Here is an 18,408-nt window from a genome sequence, read left to right on the forward strand (position 1 = left end):
GTCGGCGCGCCCGTCAGCTCAGTGCATGTACTCGACCATGCGGTCGTGGAAGCACTCGCACTTGTTGAGGTAGTCCTCGTCCTTGTAGTTCGTCTTGAGATAGCCATAGGCCTTGCCGCAGGCGACCTTGGCTTCCGATGCCCAGACGAAGGCGGGGCGCGACGAGTTGATCCATTCCGGGCTGTTGGCGACGGCGACCGATTCGTCCATCAGCTTCACCACATGGTCCTTGAGCTCGACCATGTTGTCGGTCAGCACCAGGTCCGAGGTGCCGACGGTGCGGCAATAATTCACCGCCGGCTCGCCGATGATATCTGCGGCAAAGCCGGTCGATCCGGCGAGCAGCACCGCCACGGCCGAGGCCAGCAGTCTTACGGAATGTTTCATGTAAGCCCCTCTCCAAATTGCGAATTCATGGTTCGCTAATGCATAGCATGGAAGCGTGGCTTTACGCCACGCCTTCGAGCCACCAAGTTTGGGTCATCCAAACGACCGCACCGTCAAGTCACATTCTCCGTATGCGTGTGGGTGTGATCGTAGAGGATGGTGATCGCGGAATTGACGCCCACGTTCGTCAGCGATGCAACCTCGACTATATTGCCCCCGGCAGCAGTACCATTGTCGTCGACCATCACATGAGCCGCGCCGTTCGAGAAGGCGACATTGACCGCGGCGCCCGTCTGCGCATCCGTCGTCGGCGCGTTGCCGCCGAGGGATTGAAGCAGATCGGACAGGTCGATGACATCCTGGCCAGGCGTATAGTCTGCGATGACGTCGGCCACATGCACCGTAAGCTTGGACGGATCGATCACAAATGTATCGTTGCCCGCGCCGCCAGTCAGGTGGTTGAAGCCCAACCCGCCGATGAGGACGTCGTTGCCGGCGCCACCGTCCAGGAAGTCGTTGCCGGCGCCGCCTACCAGCGTGTCATTGCCGCCGGTGCCAACCAGATTATCATCTCCGGAAGTCCCGGCGATGGACTCGAGTGTCAACTGGCTGCCCGTCGTGCCATCGATGTGGACATTGAAGGTCTGCGACGCTGTATCGCCGTCGTGATCCGTGATCGTGACATTGATGCCGTTGAAGTCGAGATCTGCTGGCGGCATTTCAGAGTGCGTGCCGACCTCGACACCGTTCAACCGGAATCCGCCGCTGTTGGAGGTGTCGCTGATGATTTTCACCCCATAGATTGCATCGCCGGCTACATAGTTGCCGTTACCCGCAGCAGCTGACCAGTCAAGATTGCTGATCTGGATAACGCTGCCGGATGTCGTGTTGAGCGTCACCTGATCGTAATGCGTCATGCTGGCATCAAGGTAGACCTGGACGGTGATTTTGGCCGTCGACATGCCCCCGGTGTAGCCTTGGGTTGTGAATTTAAAATCGTCGATGCTGTGGCCCGTCGTATTGTTGCTGTCATTGACGAACGCGAACTTTATGGATTCGCCAGGGTCGTTCGATTGGCCCGAGCCTCCCTTGACGGCCCAGCCCTGTGAACTGGTATTCACCTCATCCTTTCCGCTTTGGTTGGCTGGCGCAACGCCGTCATCGCCGGTCACGAGAATGTTGAAGTCGGCGGCCGTGCCCAAATCCACCAGCAGGGAACCTGTCGGTCCTCCGGCTGTCGCTGAAGTTGCTGCGATTGGATTGAACACGACGTCACCCGCACGGTGCACCACTTCCAGCGAGTCGGTGCCGTTGGCGTTGAGTGTCAGGACCGCAACGACGTCGGTCCCTTCCATCAGGTTCAGCACGATTTGGGACGATGAGCTGGAGGCGACTTGCACGTTCTGCCCTGTCGCCGAAATGCTGCCAAACCCATCCGCCCCGTACTGCCACTCGGCAAACTGGCCGGTGTAGGTGGAAGTCGTCGCCGGATTGAGCGCCGACAGGCTGACGATGCCGTCGCCGTTACCGTCATTGACGAGGGTGAACGCAGGCACGTCGTCGACAACATTGATGCCGACCGTGCCCGTCACGGTGTTGCCATTCGCATCCTTCGCTGTGTAGGTGAAGCTTTCAGCGCCCGTCAGTGTGTTGGCACCCTGCACAGCGCCGCTGTCAAAGGGCGACGTCAGCGTGTAGGTCCAGGCACCGCTTGCGGTCAGCACGAACACGCCATGCGCAGTCGTCTGGCTGATTGGCGTATAGGTGATGCCGGTGCCCGTCACGGCGAGTTGGCCAGTCACCGTCTCGGTCGTATTCGACGGGGCGGAACCCGTAACGGTGCCCGCTGCGAGATCCGCGCCGTCCTTGGTCAGGTCAAGCGACGCCTCATAGACTGTCTTGGACTGGTTGTCGGGAGCAAGCGTCACGTTGTTGACGGTGATGTCGAGCGTGACCGTGGAGGTGTCGCCGTCGCCGTCGGTGATGGTGTAGACGAAGTGGTCGACCGCGTTGGTGGTGACCGAGTTGGGATTGGCCGTATAGGTATAGGAGCCGTTGGCGTTGAGCACCAGCGTGCCGTACTGGCCCGCGATCCCGGGGCCGCCGATATTGCCGCTCACCGGATTGGAGACGTTCGAGCCGGTGGCCACCCCCGTCACCGCGCCGCCAGGTGCCGCGCTGTCGGCGCCCAGCACGTCGGGCGTCCCGTCGGTCAGCACATTGCCCGTCGCCTGCGCGCCTTCCGAGACGCTGTTGGTGTTGGCATAGGCCGACGGCACGTCGTCGACGATGTTGATGACCAGGTTGCCGGCCGGCGCGCTGTCGCCGTCGGCATCCGTCACCTCGACCGCGAAGCTGACGCTGGTGTTTTCGCCTGAGGTGTTGGTGGCGAGCGTGTAGGAATAGCTGATGGTGCCGGCGCCGGTAGCCGCGTCGTAGACATAGCTTGCCGTCAGCGAGCCGGTGGCGTCGGTGAAGGTCTGCGGCACGCCGCTCAGCACGTGGCCGCCGAGCGAGACGGTCTGGATGCCGTCGGGCGAGGTGAAGCCGATGCTGCCGGACGTGGTCTCGGAGGTGTTGGAGTTGTTGTTGGGATTGCCGTCGGCGATCTCGCCGGAGCCGGCCGGCAGTCCGCCATGCGGCGGCAGGCCCGCTTCATAGACGGTGGTCGAGGCAAGGCCTGGCGCCGGGATGCTGTCGCTCGGTGTGGAGTCGCCGATCGCAATCGTCAGCGTGGTGTGCGACAGGTCGCCGTCGCCGTCCTTGATGGTGTAGGTGAAGACGTCGTTGACGCCGCCGGGTGAGCCGGCATTGCGGACATAGCTGTAGGCGCCATTGGCGCCGAGCGTCAGCTCGCCATAGGTGCCGTGGATGACCGTGCCGACGGTCGTCGTGTTGTCCAGTGATGCGCCGGTGTCGCCGACCGCGACTCCAACCACGGTCACATCGTCAGCACCCTTGACGTCGGGACCTGCCGGGTTGCCATCGCTCCCCGCGCCGGTGATGACGTTGCCGTCGATCGACGCGTGTGAGCCCGAAGGCACGGCATCCGTATCCGCAACAGCAGTCGGCACATCGTCGATGATGTTGATCACGAGGGTGCCGGGAGGCGCGGCATCGCCGTCGGAGTCGGTCACGCCGACCGCGAAGCTCACACTCGTGCCGTCGCCCGAAGTGTTGGTGTTCAGCGTGTAGCTGTAATTGATCGTGCCGGTGCCGGTAGCCGCGTCGAAAGAATAGCTTGCGGTCAGCGAGCCTGTGGCGTCGGTGAAGGTCTGCGCCGCGGAGGTCAGCACATGGCCGCCGAGCGTGACTTGCGCCACGCCGTCCGGCGAGGTGAAGCCAATGGTGCCGGAAGTGGTCTCGGAGGTGTTGGAGTTGTTGCCGGAATCGCCGTCGGCGATCTCGCCGGAACCGGCCGGCAATCCGCCGTGTGGCGGCAGGCCGGCTTCGTTGACGCTCGCTTCGCCAATGGTCCCGATCGACGGCGTGGAGTCCGGCTTAAGCAGGGACGGGAACAGTTCACGGTTCTCCGGCTGTCCGAACGCCAATGCCGTTGGCGGCAAAAGTGCCGACAGACCGAAGCCGTCGCCGATCCCGCCAGGCGGCACCGAGAAGTCTCCGCCGGCGCTGCTTGGCGAGCCATTTCCGCCGGCCGAGATCGAGCCGTCGGCGCCGAAGGCGACATCGACATGGCTGGCTTCGAGCGCGGCGATCAGGGCAACGCGCGGCACCTCGACATCGCCGATGATGAAGGTCGGTACGTTGAGCGCGCCGTCCTTGATGACGATCTCGGCGCCGTCCGGCTGCACCAACACCAGATTGTGCCCGTCGACCTTGATGTCGTCGATCGAGACATTGGCCGGAAGCTTCACGACATTGCCGGCCTCGGCGTGATATTCATGCGCAACGTTCGAGGCTGCCGTGTTCGGTGCTGGCGCGTTTCCGGCAGGGGCGTTGGCGGCAGGAGCGTTGCCGTCCGCCGCCGGCTTGGCTGTGCTTTGTGCGTTCTGGGCGTTGCCGTCGCCCTTTGCCGGCGCGCCGCTTCCCACATCGACCGGCACAGGTTCGCCTGCCGCTGGTGCTGTCTGGCCGCCGGAGGCCTGGGCGACTTGGACGCCCGAAATGACACCCGAAATCGGCTGTTCGCCGACAGTCGCGTGCTCGTCCGAGAAATTTGAAACGGCGTCGAATTCGATACTGGTCGTCATAGCTCAAGCCCCCTTCGGCATTTCCTGGCAAGAGACATGCGGGGCTCGAACTTTGCAACACACCATCAACTTGTTTGATATACTTGAATATGTATGGATTTGCATTTTTTACACTTGGTAAATCGCAACGATATATCCAATTATATATCTTCAGGGGCGCCGCCGAACCGGCTGGGGAGCGCGGCGGCAGTTCGACAAATTCAAGTATAAATTTGAATAAAATTTGAGACAAAGCAGAATAGATTGATTCGCGGAAACTTACCCACCTTCCTTTCCGATAATTTGAGACAAGATCGCTAGCGTCCACAGTCAAAGGTGGGCGTCATGAAAATACAAAAAGCTGCCTCGTCGGCGTCGAGGGTCAAGGTTCTGCTGCTGGCAATCGGCCTGGCCGGTCTGCCGAATGCGTCGTCGGCCAGCGCAGTCTCCGTCGCAAGTCCCGCCTCTCAAACGCTGCCTGCGCCGGCCGATCTCGGCGGCGTTTCGCTGGCCAGATTGCAGCCATGGCAGCCTGTTGCCGCCTACCGGGTCGGCGGTGCCGCCAGTGCCTATGCGCCTCTCGAAGTCCGCCCGGCGGCAAGTTCTGCGAGTGGAGAGGCTACCCCCGGCGTCGATCCGATCCGGATCGACCCGATCCAGGTTGACCCGATTCAGACTGGGGCGATCATTCCCGGCGTGTTCGGGTCGGTCGCCTTGTCCATGCGCAACTTCCCGGTCGCCGCGCGCTGGGCGCCTGTCTACAAGGCGATTATCGACTGCACGGCCGGAAGTGCCTGCGATCGTGAGAACGCTGCGTTTGGGGAGATCGTCGGCATTGCAGCCAACAAGGCTTTTCGCGACAAGCTGGACTTCGTCAACAGCAGCATCAACCGGCTGATCGCCTATCGCAAGGACAGCGTCGTCTACGGCAAGCTCGACTACTGGGCGAAGCCGTCGGAGATCCTCGAGCATCGCGCCGGCGATTGCGAGGATTTCGCGATCCTGAAGATGGCGGCGCTGTTGCGCGCCGGGATCCCGGCGCAGAGCATGTCGCTCGTCGTGCTGCAGGATCGCCGCCGGAAATTCTTCCACGCGGTGCTGTCGGTGAGCACCGGAAGCGGCACCTTCATCCTGGACAGCCTCAGCAACGTTGTGGCGATGGACCGCGATCTTCCCGATTATGTCCCGCTCTATTCATTCAGCACCGACCGCGCCTGGATCCACGGCACGAAAGCCGGCGCACAGATCGCCGACATCGCCGGCGGTTTCGCGACAGTGGCGCCCGGCGAAGGCGCTTCGCCCGATGTGACGGTCACGTCGGCAGGCTCCGGTTTCGGAGCGAAGTAGGCGGCTTGCCTCTTCAACCGTTGAAGACGAACGCCATCAACAGCTCCGGCTCTGTGACCGGCGCGCGCACCGCGCTGAGCTGGCCCCTGTAGCGGCGCTCGCCGGCGCCGATGACGAAGCCGGTGGTGACGGGTGTCTCGCCATTGGCGTCGAGCCGGGCAAAAACGTCGACGACGTTGAGGTCCAGCGCCAGCTTGAGGTCCTGCCTGCCATCGTCGCCCGGCGCGTTCGGCAGCTGGCGCCTGACCAATTGCTGGAACGGGGCATTGAAGGTCAGGATCTTCTTCGACGAAGACAGCGCGAAGGCGGGCGAGGGGCAGGCGACCAGGATCGCGTTGATGGTCCGGATCGAGGCGAGCTTGCGCAGTTCCATGCTTTCCTCGGCGAGGCCGCGCATGCATGCGACCCGGATCGCCGATGTGAGATTGCCCTGGTCGGGATGATTTTCGGCGATCTCCTCGACCAGCATGCCGATCGTGCATTTGCGGTTTTCGGCCATCTGCTTCAGCGACACCCAGAAGGCTCGCTCCAGCCGGATGCCGCGGCGCACGCCGCCACGCGCGACGACGCGGAACTCCGGGCCGAAATCCTCGGCTGCGAGCGGCGGCAGCAGCCGGTCGCGCGGAGTGTCGGGGCGTGCGGCGCTATCGTTCACTCATCGCCTCCTGGCGCGCCTTGTTGATGGGCTTCAAAAGATAGTTGAGGATCGTCTTGCGCCCGGTCTTGATATCGACCGAGCAGATCATGCCGGGGATAATCGAATAAGTCTTGCCGTTCCTTTGCAGCGTGGATTTCTCGGTCGCGACGCGCACTTGATAGTAGGGCTCGCCCGTCTTCTGGTCGACCAGGCTGTCGGCGGTGATGTTGGAGACCTTGCCTTCGATGCCGCCGAAGATCGAGAAGTCGTAGGCCGTGACCTTGATCAGCGCGTCCTGGTCCGGCTGGATGAAGGCGACGTCGCGCGGCGAGACCCGCGCCTCGACCAGCAGCGTCTCCGAGGTCGGCACGATGCCGGCCACGACCGCGCCCGGCTGGACGAAAGCGCCGAGCGTGTTGACATCGAGCGTGTTGACGATGCCGTCGACAGGCGAACGGATATCGGTCCGCGCCACCTTGTCGGTGGCGCCGCGAATGGTTTCGTCCACCACAGAGAGGTCCGCCAGCGCCTGCGTCAAGTCGCTCAATGCTTCCTGCTGCAATTGCAGGCCGAGCTCGTCGACTTGAAGCTGCGCCTCGGTGATGGCCGCCTTGCTCTTCTTGATGGTCTCTCCGGCAAGGTTGAGCTGACCGCGGAGATCGGTCTGCTCCCGCTCGACGCGTATCTGTTCGGTCCTGGCCATCAGGCCTTTCTTGACCATCGATTCGACCAGCGCCGTTTCCTGGTCGCTGACGGCGAGGCTCTTGGAAAGGCGGTCTGAATTGGCAGTTGCCTCGTCCAGTTCCTTCTCGCGCTGATCGAGACGCGACTTCAGCACGGAAAGCTTGACTTGGAAGTTGTCCCGGCGCGCAACGAGCAGCTTCTGCTCGTTGTCGCAGATCTCCGGGGCAGTCTTCTGGATGTCGGACGGACAGGGGAACGCGCCCTCGAGATTGCCGCTCTGCTCGAATTTGAGCCTGGCAATGCGCGCCTGCAACGCCCGCGCCTTGGCCTGCTCTTCACCCAGGCTCGAGGTGTTGCCTGTGTTGTCGAGGCGGATGATCAGATCGTTCTTCCTGACGGTCTGGCCGATCTTGACAGCGATTTCCTGGACGACGCCGGCTTCGCTCGCCTGGATGATCTGCGTCTTGGAAGCGGGAATGACCTTGCCGTCGCCGCGCGCGATCTCATCGACCTCGGCAAAGGATGCCCAGGCGGTGAAGGCCACGAACAGTGCCCCTATGATGTATACCGACGCCGATGCGAAAAGCGGCGGCCGGTCGTCTTTTGCTAACATTCCCCAACGTCCCGGTCAGGCATTCGCCTTCTGCAATGCCTGGATGACTTGTTCCTTTGCTCCGTCCGCGACCACGCGCCCCTGCTCGATGACGATGAGGCGGTCGACCAGCTCCAGCATGCTGTAGCGATGGGTCGACACGATCAGCGTCGTGTTGCGGTCGAACGCCACCTTGAGCTGCCTGATCAACTGCCGTTCCGAGGCCAGGTCCATCGAACCCGACGGCTCGTCCAGGAACACGATTTTCGGCTTGGTCAGCAGCAGCCGCGCGATCGCCACAGCCTGCCTCTGGCCGCCCGACAGATTGGTGCCACGCTCGCCGACATTCATGTCGTAGCCGCGCGGATGGCGAGAGACGAAGTCGTCGACGCCAGCGGCCTTCGCCGCATCGATGATCTCCTCGTCGGTCGCGTCCGGCGCGGCCATCAGGAGGTTTTCCTTGATGGTGCCCGAAAAAAGGTCGCCGGCCTGCGCGACGATACCGACCGCGGCACGAACTTCGGACGGGTGGTACTGGCGGATGTCGATGCCGTCGAGCAGCAGTTCTCCGGACGTCGGCAGGAACAGCCGGCCGATCAGGCGGCCCATCGTGGTCTTGCCGGAGCCGATGCGGCCGATGATGCCTATGCGCTCGCCGGGGCGGATTGCAATGTTGAGCCCGTTCAGAACCTCGTTTTCGGTGCCTGGATAGGCGAAGCCGACATTCTTGAACAGCATCGCGCCGCTGCGGATCGGCCGGTTGACGAAGCCGACCGTGTCGGGCCGGTCCTCCGGCTGCGACATGATCGTATTGACGATCCTGAGCGACAGCACGGCTTGCCGGAAGCGGGAGAGCGTGATGGCGATCTGGCCGAGCGGCGCGACCGCGCGGCCCGCCAGCATGACCGTGCCGATAATCGCGCCCGTCGAGACCTGGCCTTCCGAGAAGGCATAGGCGCCGGCAACCACCAGGGCGACGGTGACGAATTGCTGGATGGCGCCGGTGATGTTGCCGGCAGCGGCGGAAAGCTCCTTGATCTTCTCCGAGGTGTTGGCGGCGTTCTTCGAGTGCTCGCCCCATTTGCGCAGCAGATAGGCCTCGGCGCGCAGCGACTTGATCGTCTCCAGCGTGGAAATGGACTCGACTAGGAGCGCCTGCCGCTGGGCAGATTCGTTCATCGAGGCGGCGACCCGCCTGCCGATGCGCCTCTGTGTCACCAGACCGACAATGACGGCGATGACGAAGGCGAGCGCCGGTATGATCACCAGCCAGCCGCCAATAGCGTAGATGACCAGCAGGAAGACGAAGACGAAAACCGTGTCGATGAAGACGCTTATGGTATTCGAGGTGAAGAACTCGCGCACGAACTCATATTGTGTGACACGATTCGCGTATTCGCCGGTCGATCCCGGCCGCGCCGAAAGCGACGAGTTGAGCACTTTCTCGAACAGCAGATAGGAAATCCTGAGATCCGCCTTGCGCCCGGCATAGTCGATAAGCGAGGCACGGGCCGTCTTCAGCAACAGGTCGAACAGGATGGCCGCGCCGATCCCGAGCGCCAGCACCCAGAGCGTCGAGATCGCCTTGTTCGGCAGGATGCGGTCGTAGACGTTCATGGTGAAGATCGGCGAGGCGATCGCCAAGAGGTTGATGAAGACCGCCGACAGCACGACCTTCGAGTAAGTGCGCCAGAACGCCCCCATCGTTCCGGTCAGCCAATGGCGTCTTTCGATCCTCGGCGCCGTGCCGACCGTCATCTCCTCGGCGGTGTTGGCATAGGTGATCGAGAATGAGGCGCCACCGCTGATGTAGCTTTCGGCAAGCTCCGATTTGCCGATCGTGGTGCGGCCGTTTTCCTGCGGCGCCGTTAGAAATTGCCCAGTTTCCGTTTCGGCGAGCAACGCAACCGGCAGTTGGCTGGCGCGGAAGACGATGGCCGGAAGATCGACCCGGCCGCGCACGAAATCGCGATGGTTGAACGCCTGGACCTCGAGACCGATCCGTTCGGCCAGATGCCTGATGTCGTCCGGCTCGATCAGCGTGTCCGAAATCGGCACCCCGGCAAACAGCACGGTCTCGGCGCTCGGCCGCCCAAGATAGGCTGCAATCGCCGAGAAGCAGGCTTTGAAAGCCTCCTTGGGCGAGACGATATTAGGTTGCTGGTTCACGATCCGCCCCGAAGGACCAGAGATCGATGCTTACATCGGCTGCTTCTTCCTGACCGGCGCGAGGATGTCGAACGGCAGATCGTTCTTCTGCTCCGATGGTGTGCGCGCATAGGTTTCGGTATCGGCTGTCGCCGGCACGCCGAATTCGCTGCGCGCGTAGGCGGCTGCCTGCTTGGCCGGCTGGATGTTCAGCGTCTTCAGCAACTCCCCGGTCGCGGCCAGCAGCCGGTATTGGGCAAACAGCGACGCGTAGGACGAGGTGTCGGCGAGCGTCGCGGTGTTGAAGCGCGTGTTTTGCGCATCGAGCACGTCGAGCAGCGAGCGCTGTCCGACCTTGAACTGCTCGCGGTAGGAGGCAACCAGCCTTTCGTTGGTTGCTGCCTGCAGCCGCAGCGTCTGCGCAAGTTCCGCCTGCCGGAAGCGGCGGTCCCAAGATGTGCGGACAGCTTCCTCGATCTCGCGCAGCACCTGATGCAGCGCGAGGCGCTGCTCGCTGGTGCGGCGGATCTGCTCCTGCTCGTTGGCTTTGTCGATGCCGCCGCGATAGAGATTCCAGCGCAGCACCACCCGAGCCTGCAGGTCGCTGGTGTCGCCGTCGTCGCCATCGATGTCATAGCCGCCCCGCGCGACACCCTCGGCGGTGATGGTGGGGCCGTATTTCGCCCGCGCGGCATCGACCAGCGACGCGGCCGCATCAATGTCGCTGTTGGCCATGTGGACGCGCGGATTGTTCTGTCGGGCAAGCCCGATCGCGTCATCGAGCGAGCGCGGCAGCGCGCCGGCCACATCGGCCGGCCGCGACGGGTTGGTCAGCGGCTTGCCGACATTCTTGAAGAAGCGGATCTTGGCCGCTTCCAGTTCCTCGGTCGCCTCCTGCATCCGCGCCTTGGCGGCGTAAAGCCGCTCCTCGGCCTGCTGCCGGTCGGCATCGTTGAGCGCGCCGCCCGCGATGCCTTGCTTGATGTCGCCGAGTATAGACTGATGGAAGCCGAGGTTCTTCTTCGCTTCGGCGACGATCGACGCCTGCAGCATGTATTCGAGATAGTCCTGGACGACGGCAAGCCCGATGAATTCGGACCGTTCCAACACCCTGAAGGAAGCTCCGTCGACGCGCGAGGCCTGGCGGTTCAATTCGGCCCGTCTCGCGCCACTGTCATAGAGCGTCTGTGAGACGGTGAGGTCCGCTTCGTTTGGATAAAGCGCGTCATGGTCCTCGTCGAGCGCTCGCCGGGAGTCGTTATCCAGACGGCGGACGCCGGTCGACGCTTCCAGATCGACGCTGGGAAGATAGAGCCCTTTCGCCTGGCGCAGCTCGAATTCGATGGCTTCGCGGTTTTCGATCGCCTGCCCAATCTCAGGATTGGATTCGACGGCGACTGCTACAGCTTCCTTGAGCGTGAGTGCGCTGGCGCTTCCGCAAGCCAGCATCGACACCGTCATGGCAAGCGCAAGGCGCCAGCCGACGGTCACTTTACCCGTCCTGGTCATTTCTACCCCGTGACTATCCCCGCGCCTTTTTGTTTTTGTCAGCGCTTATTTCGCCCAAGCCTGCCACCGGAGCTTGCAACGAGTATCTAGCAGATTTTTCGCGGATGGGAGGACTTATTGATTTAGAGCGCTCCAAAAGCACGGATTCCAGCCATTAGTCCCGGCGGATGTAGCAAAAATGGCACAGAAAACGATCCTCGCCGAGGGCGCCGTTCAGTTGAAACCGACCGCGAACATTATTTTCCCTAAATAAACAGTAAGTCCGCACAAAGGAATCGACCGAGACGTCGCTCACCGTGCCAACTTTGGCGGTCAGATCGGCACTTGGCATGAACCGCGGCATCCGCCCTTCCTCCGGACATGGCCAAGGCTTTCAAACACCTGAACGTTGCGGATCGTTGCGGGAAATCTGCGCCGGTCCTGCAAGACGTGCGCACGAAATTGCCATGGGTGGCTGGTTTTGTTGGCAAACGGGGATCGTTCCCTGTATTGCGGGCTGAAGCAAAGCATGGACGTTCTTGTATGACAAATGTCGCCCTGACCGGGCTTGCCCGCGATCTCGCCCGGCGCGCCGCCGACGGCCGCCCCGTGCGCATCGGCGTCATCGGTTCCGGCGAGATGGGCACCGATCTGGTGACGCAGGGCATGCTGATGCCGGGCATTTCGATTGCGGCCATTTCCACGCGCCGCCCGCACACGGCTCGCGACGCGATCCGCATCGCCTATGGCGACGATGCAATGGCTGCAGAAGCCGAGACCGCCTCCAAGGTAAGCCAGGCGATAGAAAGCGGCAGGATCGCCATCACCTCGAACGAGATGCTAGTCACCAATCCGCTGATCGACGTCGTCATTGATGCCACTGGCAAACCCGGCGTCGCCGCCGATTTCGACCTGATGGCGATGCAGCATGGCAAGCATCTGGTGATGATGAATGTCGAGGCCGACGTGACCATCGGCTGCTACCTCAAGCAGCAGGCGGATCGGCTCGGCGTTGTTTATTCGGTCGGCGCCGGCGACGAGCCGTCGAGCTGCATGGAGCTGATCGAGTTCGCCTCGGCGCTCGGTTACACCATCGTCTCGGCCGGCAAGGGCAAGAACAACCCGCTCAACCACGACGCCGTTCCCGACGATTATCGGGATGAAGCGCTGCGCCGGAACATGAACCCGCGCATGCTGGTCGAGTTCGTGGACGGCTCCAAGACCATGGTCGAGATGTGCGCCATCGCCAACGCCACCGGCCTGGTGCCCGATGTTCCGGGCATGCACGGCCCGAAAGCCGACCGTGATCAGCTGGCCAAGGTGCTCATCCCGCGCGAGGACGGCGGCATCCTGTCGAAGAAGGGTATCGTCGACTACACGATCGGCAAGGGCGTGGCGCCTGGCGTCTTCGTCATCGTTGAGGCGACGCATCCGCGTGTCGTCGAGCGCATGGACGATCTCCATGTCGGCCACGGCCCTTATTACAGCTTCTTCAGGCCATACCACCTGACCTCGCTGGAGGTGCCGCTGACCGCAGCCCGCATCATGCTCTACGGCAAACCCGACATGGTGCCGCTGCCTACACCGGTGGCCGAGGTCTGCGCGGTCGCCAAGCGCGACCTCGCCGCAGGCGAGATCTTCGACGCCATCGGCGAGACCTGCTACCGCTCCTGGACCATGACGGTCGCCGAGGCGCGCGCCAGCCGTGCCGTGCCGGTCGGACTGCTCGAAGGCGGCAAGGTGCTGAAGCCGGTCAGGAAGGGCGAACTCCTGACCGCCGACAACGCCGCGCCCGACCAGACGACCAAGCTATTTGCCCTGCGTCAACTGCAGGACGAGATGCTGTATGGGGTGAGGTCTACTTCCCCAGCTCTATCGATCTGAGCCGCGCCGCTTCCACCGCGTCGGTCAAAAGCTTCGTCAGCCGGTCTTCGCCCATCAGCACGGCAAGCGCGGCGGCGGTCGTGCCGTTGGGGCTGGTGACCTGCTGGCGCAGCACGCCCGGCTCCTCGTCGCTTTCAGCGGCAAGCGAGGCTGCACCATAGACGGTCTGCAGGGCGAGCAGCTTGGCTGTCTCGGCCGGCAGGCCAGCCTTCTCGGCGGCGACCGTCAGCGCCTCGATGAAATGGAAAATATAGGCCGGGCCGGAACCGGAGACCGCGGTCACGGCGTCCATCAGGCTCTCGTCGTCGATCGTCGTCACGACACCGCTCGCCGAGAGCAGCTCAGCGACGAACCGCCTGACGTTGTCGGGAACGAGCGGGTTGGAAAACACCACCATCATGCCCTTGCCGATCGCGGCCGGCGTGTTCGGCATGCAGCGCACGATCGGCGCGAGCCGGCCCAGGATCTCCTCGAAGGTCGCGACCGGCGTGCCCGCGGCGATGCTGACGAAGGTGGTCCTGCCGTCGCCGAAGCGCTTGTAGCTTGCCGTCACATCGCGGATGACCTGCGGTTTCACGGCGATGACGACGAGATCGGGCATGGCATCGGCGGGAATTGCGGATGCGTCGGCCGCGGCGCCGCAACCAAGATGTTCGGCTCGCCTGCGCAACTCGGCATTGGGCTCGACCACGAACACCGCCGACGGCTCGAGCTTGCCGGCTTTCAGCCAGCCCGAGAGCATCGCGTAACCCATATTGCCGCAACCGGCGAGAACAAGCCTGATGGTCATCGAAACCTCCGCAAAGAGGGCTCTCCTTAGCCGCTCGCGCGGTTGCGGAAAAGTCCAGTCTCCAAGGTCGGTGCATGGCTTGGAGACGCCGTCCGCTCAAAGCCGCACCTGTTTCATAGTTCGGACCATCCGCAGCGTCCGGAACTACCGGACGAAACATACGCTCCGTCGGCGCCTTCCCATTCGCAATCGCCGACAGCCGAGGCGCGCCGGTCGCCAGACGATCGGCAGGACCAGATCGACGAGATCAGGGCCCGCCTGCGCGAATTTCGCGAGGCGGTGCGCGTTCTGACCGAAAGCCGCTCGCGCCGCCGCTATTTCTAAAACACCCCGTCTTCGCTAAAAGCGGCCTTCGATAAAAGCAGCCGGTTTCGGGTTTACGGCATCCGACGACGTTTTGACGGGATTGGCCTGTCGAATTTTCGTGAAAATGCCGCGCGGCATTTGACCGCTTGCGCGCCGCGTTCGCGTGCCGACTGCTGGATTGAGGATCAGGGCTGCGTGCGAGGCGTGGCCGCGCAACAGTGTTGAAGGTGAATGATGGCCGAAGTGATCGACGGGAAGAGTGTCGCCGCAGACGTGGTATCGAAGGTCAAGGCGCTGACCGCCGAGCTTTCGGCCAAGGGCGCGACCAGGCCCGGTCTGGCGGTGGTGATCGTGGGCGAGGATCCGGCAAGCCAGGTCTACGTCGCCTCGAAGTCGCGCACGGCCAAGGAGTGCGGCTTCCATTCGCTCCAGCACACGCTGCCGGCTGAGACGAGCGAAGAGCAGCTGTTGAAGACCATCGGCGATCTCAACGCCGACCCGTCGATCCACGGCATCCTCGTGCAACTGCCGCTGCCCGGCCATATCGATGCCGGCAAGGTCATCCAGACGATCGCGCCGGAAAAGGATGTCGACGGCTTCCACTTCATCAATGTCGGCAAGCTCGGTACCGGCGAGCTCGAGACGGCGTTCGTGCCCTGCACGCCCGCCGGCTCGATGCTGTTGATCCAGCGCGTGCGCGGCAAGGACCTTTCCGGCCTCAATGCCGTCGTCGTCGGCCGCTCCAACATCGTCGGAAAGCCGATGGCCAATCTGCTGCTCGCCGCCAACTGTACCGTCACCATTGCCCATAGCCGTACCAAGGACCTGCCGGCGCTGGCGCGCACCGCCGATATCCTGGTCGCCGCTGTCGGCCGTCCCGAAATGATCAAGGGTGATTGGGTGAAGCCCGGCGCCACCGTTATCGATGTCGGCATCAACCGCATCCCGGCGCCAGAGAAGGGCGAAGGCAAGTCGCGGCTGGTCGGCGACGTCGTCTATGCCGAAGCGGCCGCGGTCGCCGGCGCCATCACGCCGGTCCCCGGCGGCGTCGGACCGATGACCATTGCCATGCTGATGGCCAACACTGTAGCTTCCGCCTACCTCGCGGCCGGATTGAAGCGGCCGTCCTTCTGATCGGAAAGCAGCATCCTTGCCGAATCTTACTGCTCCTGTTGAACGGCCGGTCATGGGCGATCCCGTTCAGGGCGGTCGGCAGTTCGGCTTCCTGCTGGTCGACAAGTTTTCGATGTTCTCGCTGGCGGCGGCGATCGATTGCTTCCGCTCGGCCAACCGTCTGCTCGGCCGCGATTATTACGGCTGGACGACGATATCGGCAGATGGCGACGCGGTCATGGCTTCCAACGGCCTTCCGCTCAAGATCGACTATTCAGTCGCCGACATGCCGCCGGTCGATATCCTGTTCGTCTCGGTCGGGCTCACCACCGAGTTCCCCGGCAAGAGCAAGGTGCTGGCGGCGCTGCGCAGCTGGGGCCGCCGCGGCAACGCGCTCGGCGCGCTCTCGGTCGGCTCCTATCTGCTCGCCGAGGCCGGCCAGCTCGACGGCTACCGCTGCACTATCCACTGGGAAAACCGCGCCGGCTTCATGGAGCGTTTTCCGGACATCAACTGCACCGGCAACGTTTTCGAGATCGATCGCAAGCGCTACACCTGCGCCGGCGGCACCACCTCGATCGATCTGATGCTGGAGATCGTGCGCGGCGATTTCGGCTCCAATCTCGCCAATGGCGTCGCCAACCAGTTCCAGCACGAGCGCATCCGCTCGGCCGGTGACCGCCAGCGCGTCGGACCTGAGCGCGACCTCACCGGCAAGTCGGAGAAGCTGAGACGTATCGTCGAGCTGATGGCCGACCATCTCGATGAGCCTTTGTCGGCGGTGCAGCTTGCCAAGTCGGCGGGCCTGTCGGTGCGCCAGGTCGAGCGCCTGTTCCTGCGCCATCTCAACGTGACGCCGGGCCGCTACTACATGCGGCTCAGGCTCGAGCGGGCGCGCGAATTGCTGCGCCAGACCAACATGCCGATCCTCGACGTCGCGATCGCCACCGGCTTCACCTCCCACTCCTATTTCGCGCAAAGCTACCGGCTGCAGTTCGGCCGTCCGCCGTCGGAAGAGCGCCGAACCACCTATTGAGCGACTTGCCGGCCATCGGACTTGTCTGCAAAGCCCGGCTCAAATAGCTTTCCCGGCGCGGACGGGGGTTCACTCAGGAGATTTTCATGGCGGGACTGGCACGGAGCGTCGCTGCGGCGATCCTCCTTTTGTCGATGACCACCTTTGGCTTTGCCGCCAACAAGGTCATCATCATTCTCGATGCATCCGGCTCCATGTGGGCCCAGATAGACGGCAAGCCGAAGCTCGAGATCGCGCGCGAATCGCTGCGCACGGTGCTGCAGTCGGTGCCGGGCGACGACGAGATCGGCTTCATGGCCTACGGGCATCGCCAGAAAGGCAGCTGCGCGGACATCGAGCTGATCGTGCCGCCGCAGGCGGGTTCGGCGAGCGCGATCTCGGCGGCCGCCGACAGCATGAAATTCCTTGGCAAGACGCCGCTGACGGCGGCCGTCAAGCAGGCCGCCGAAGCGCTGAAATACACCGAGGACAAGGCCACGGTCGTTCTCATCACCGACGGTCTTGAGACCTGCGGTGGCGATCCGTGCGCGCTCGGCAAGGAGCTGAAGGAGACCGGCGTCGACTTCACCGCCGACGTGGTCGGCTTCGGCCTGACCGCCGACGAAGGCAGGCAGATCGCCTGCCTCGCCGAGAACACCGGCGGAAAATACATCCAGGCCTCCGACGAGAAGGCATTGCAGCAAGCGCTGGTCGAGACCGTCGCGGCGCCGGCGCCTGCGCCAGAGCCTGCTCCGGCCCCGGCGCCGGCGCCTGCACCCGAACCCGCCAAACCTGAATTCAACTTCACGCCGAGCGTCGTCATGGCTGAAGGCGGCGATCCCATCACCGACGGCAATGCCTGGGAGATCTACAAGGCCAAGTCCGACGGCTCGCGCGGCGATCAGGTCATGACCGAGTATGGCGAGCTCAAGACCAATCTCGAGCCGGGCGATTACATTGTCGTCGGTCGCGCCGACGAGGCAAGGAGCGAGCAGAAGATCAAGATCGAAGCCGGCCAGACCTACAGCCCGTTGTTCACGCTGAACGCCGGAACCTTGGTTATCCACCCGCATGCGAGCCAGGGCTCGGAGATCAGCGGCGAGGCGCGTGTCGACTTCGCCTATCCGGGCGGCAGCACGACCCACTATGGCGACGCAAAGGCCACCGTGCCGGCGGGCGAGCAGAAGGTGACGGTGCAGGTCGGCGCCGGCACGGTGACCGAAACCATCCAGCTTGCCGCCGGACAGACGGTCGAGAAGGATATCGTGGTCGGCGTCGGCCATGCCGTGCTCAACGCCTACTACACCGCCGGCGGCGACAAAGCCGACAATTCCGGCATCGGCTTCGAGATCGTCAAGGCTAAGAAGAAGATCGACGGTTCGCGTGAAAGCGTGGAGCACTCCTACGGTCCGGACAGCAAGTTCTGGCTGCCGCCGGACGACTATGTCGCGCTAACCACGCTCGATCTCGCCGTTGTCGAACAGCCCTTCAGCATCAAGGCCGGCGACAACCAGGATGTGAAGGTGGCTCTCGGCGCCGGCGTGCTGGCAATGTCGGCGCCCGGCGCCTATTCGATCGAGGTGTTCTCGTCAAAGAAGGATATTGAGGGCAAGCGCAAGTCGCTCGGCCTGACCTATGGCGACAGCTGGCAACAGACGATCCCCGCCGGCGACTATGTCGTCGTGCGGCACATGTCCGATCAGGGCCAGGACAAGGAAATGCCGGTGACGATCAAGGCCGGTGAGCGGAGCGAGATCACCGTTCAGTAGGCATCGCCGTCCGCAAACGAACGAAAAAGGGTAACCGCTGTTTTGCCCCCAACGTTGT

General features: G+C 63.3%; 12 protein-coding genes. 5 read left to right on the top strand and 7 right to left on the bottom strand.

Annotated features, from left to right (window positions below; all coding sequences use genetic code 11):
• Positions 1-18: 18 nt before the first annotated feature.
• Together CK218_RS03705 and CK218_RS03710 are read right to left on the bottom strand one after the other, a co-directional pair.
• Entirely contained in the window at positions 19-387 is a 369-nt protein-coding gene (locus CK218_RS03705; RefSeq protein WP_066989339.1) for a hypothetical protein, read from the bottom strand.
• A 113-nt stretch (positions 388-500) separates the two neighbouring features.
• Positions 501-4,598 (bottom strand): type I secretion C-terminal target domain-containing protein, encoded by a 4,098-nt coding sequence (locus CK218_RS03710; protein WP_095826905.1) that lies wholly within the window; start codon positions 4,596-4,598, stop codon positions 501-503.
• Positions 4,599-4,922: 324 nt separating this feature from the next.
• Between CK218_RS03710 and CK218_RS03715 the strand changes: the two genes are divergently transcribed.
• The gene (locus CK218_RS03715; protein ID WP_095826906.1) at positions 4,923-5,924 is read left to right on the top strand and encodes a transglutaminase-like cysteine peptidase; all 1,002 of its coding nucleotides are present in this window, start codon (positions 4,923-4,925) and stop codon (positions 5,922-5,924) included.
• Positions 5,925-5,937: 13 nt separating this feature from the next.
• Here the strand turns inward: CK218_RS03715 and CK218_RS03720 are convergent, their stop codons facing one another.
• From CK218_RS03720 to CK218_RS03735, 4 genes are read right to left on the bottom strand one after another with little or no spacing between them, the layout of a single operon-like run.
• Entirely contained in the window at positions 5,938-6,579 is a 642-nt protein-coding gene (locus tag CK218_RS03720; protein WP_066989333.1) for a ribbon-helix-helix domain-containing protein, read from the bottom strand.
• Positions 6,569-7,858, bottom strand: a complete 1,290-nt coding sequence (locus CK218_RS03725; RefSeq protein ID WP_066989331.1) for an HlyD family type I secretion periplasmic adaptor subunit — start codon at positions 7,856-7,858, stop codon at positions 6,569-6,571. The genes CK218_RS03720 and CK218_RS03725 overlap by 11 nt, the downstream gene beginning before the upstream one ends.
• 15 nt (positions 7,859-7,873) lie before the next feature.
• Positions 7,874-10,006, bottom strand: a complete 2,133-nt coding sequence (locus tag CK218_RS03730) for a type I secretion system permease/ATPase (RefSeq protein WP_095826907.1) — start codon at positions 10,004-10,006, stop codon at positions 7,874-7,876.
• Positions 10,007-10,036: 30 nt separating this feature from the next.
• Positions 10,037-11,494, bottom strand: coding sequence for a TolC family protein (locus tag CK218_RS03735; protein ID WP_095826908.1), 1,458 nt, complete (start codon positions 11,492-11,494; stop codon positions 10,037-10,039).
• Positions 11,495-12,016: 522 nt separating this feature from the next.
• On the opposite strand from CK218_RS03735, the gene CK218_RS03740 reads away from it, so the two are divergent.
• A complete protein-coding gene (locus CK218_RS03740; RefSeq protein WP_095826909.1) occupies positions 12,017-13,357 on the top strand; it encodes an NAD(P)H-dependent oxidoreductase in 1,341 nt (446 codons plus the stop codon).
• On the opposite strand, the gene proC is transcribed toward CK218_RS03740, so the two are convergent.
• A complete protein-coding gene (gene proC, locus CK218_RS03745) occupies positions 13,332-14,147 on the bottom strand; it encodes a pyrroline-5-carboxylate reductase (RefSeq protein ID WP_095776410.1) in 816 nt (271 codons plus the stop codon). The two genes, CK218_RS03740 and proC, sit on opposite strands and share 26 nt — an antisense overlap.
• Positions 14,148-14,687: 540 nt before the next feature.
• On the opposite strand from proC, the gene folD reads away from it, so the two are divergent.
• From folD to CK218_RS03765, 3 genes are all read left to right on the top strand, one after another.
• A complete protein-coding gene (gene folD, locus CK218_RS03755; RefSeq protein WP_095827205.1) occupies positions 14,688-15,587 on the top strand; it encodes a bifunctional methylenetetrahydrofolate dehydrogenase/methenyltetrahydrofolate cyclohydrolase FolD in 900 nt (299 codons plus the stop codon).
• Between the two features lie 52 nt (positions 15,588-15,639).
• Positions 15,640-16,602, top strand: a complete 963-nt coding sequence (locus CK218_RS03760) for a GlxA family transcriptional regulator (protein ID WP_082953990.1) — start codon at positions 15,640-15,642, stop codon at positions 16,600-16,602.
• A gap of 86 nt (positions 16,603-16,688) precedes the next feature.
• Entirely contained in the window at positions 16,689-18,350 is a 1,662-nt protein-coding gene (locus CK218_RS03765; protein ID WP_095826911.1) for a VWA domain-containing protein, read from the top strand.
• Positions 18,351-18,408 lie beyond the last annotated feature (58 nt).

The organism is Mesorhizobium sp. WSM3879, from assembly GCF_002294915.1.
Taxonomy (GTDB): Bacteria; Pseudomonadota; Alphaproteobacteria; order Rhizobiales; family Rhizobiaceae; genus Mesorhizobium.

What these genes read in the sequence shown, in the direction of transcription:
- CK218_RS03705 (WP_066989339.1), bottom strand. Translation starts at nt 387, where the DNA reads ATGAAACATTCCGTAAGACTGCTGGCCTCGGCCGTGGCGGTGCTGCTC.
- CK218_RS03710 (WP_095826905.1), bottom strand. Translation starts at nt 4,598, where the DNA reads ATGACGACCAGTATCGAATTCGACGCCGTTTCAAATTTCTCGGACGAG.
- CK218_RS03715 (WP_095826906.1), top strand. Translation starts at nt 4,923, where the DNA reads ATGAAAATACAAAAAGCTGCCTCGTCGGCGTCGAGGGTCAAGGTTCTG.
- CK218_RS03725 (WP_066989331.1), bottom strand. Translation starts at nt 7,858, where the DNA reads ATGTTAGCAAAAGACGACCGGCCGCCGCTTTTCGCATCGGCGTCGGTA.
- CK218_RS03735 (WP_095826908.1), bottom strand. Translation starts at nt 11,494, where the DNA reads ATGACCAGGACGGGTAAAGTGACCGTCGGCTGGCGCCTTGCGCTTGCC.
- CK218_RS03740 (WP_095826909.1), top strand. Translation starts at nt 12,017, where the DNA reads ATGACAAATGTCGCCCTGACCGGGCTTGCCCGCGATCTCGCCCGGCGC.
- proC (WP_095776410.1), bottom strand. Translation starts at nt 14,147, where the DNA reads ATGACCATCAGGCTTGTTCTCGCCGGTTGCGGCAATATGGGTTACGCG.
- folD (WP_095827205.1), top strand. Translation starts at nt 14,688, where the DNA reads ATGGCCGAAGTGATCGACGGGAAGAGTGTCGCCGCAGACGTGGTATCG.
- CK218_RS03760 (WP_082953990.1), top strand. Translation starts at nt 15,640, where the DNA reads ATGGGCGATCCCGTTCAGGGCGGTCGGCAGTTCGGCTTCCTGCTGGTC.
- CK218_RS03765 (WP_095826911.1), top strand. Translation starts at nt 16,689, where the DNA reads ATGGCGGGACTGGCACGGAGCGTCGCTGCGGCGATCCTCCTTTTGTCG.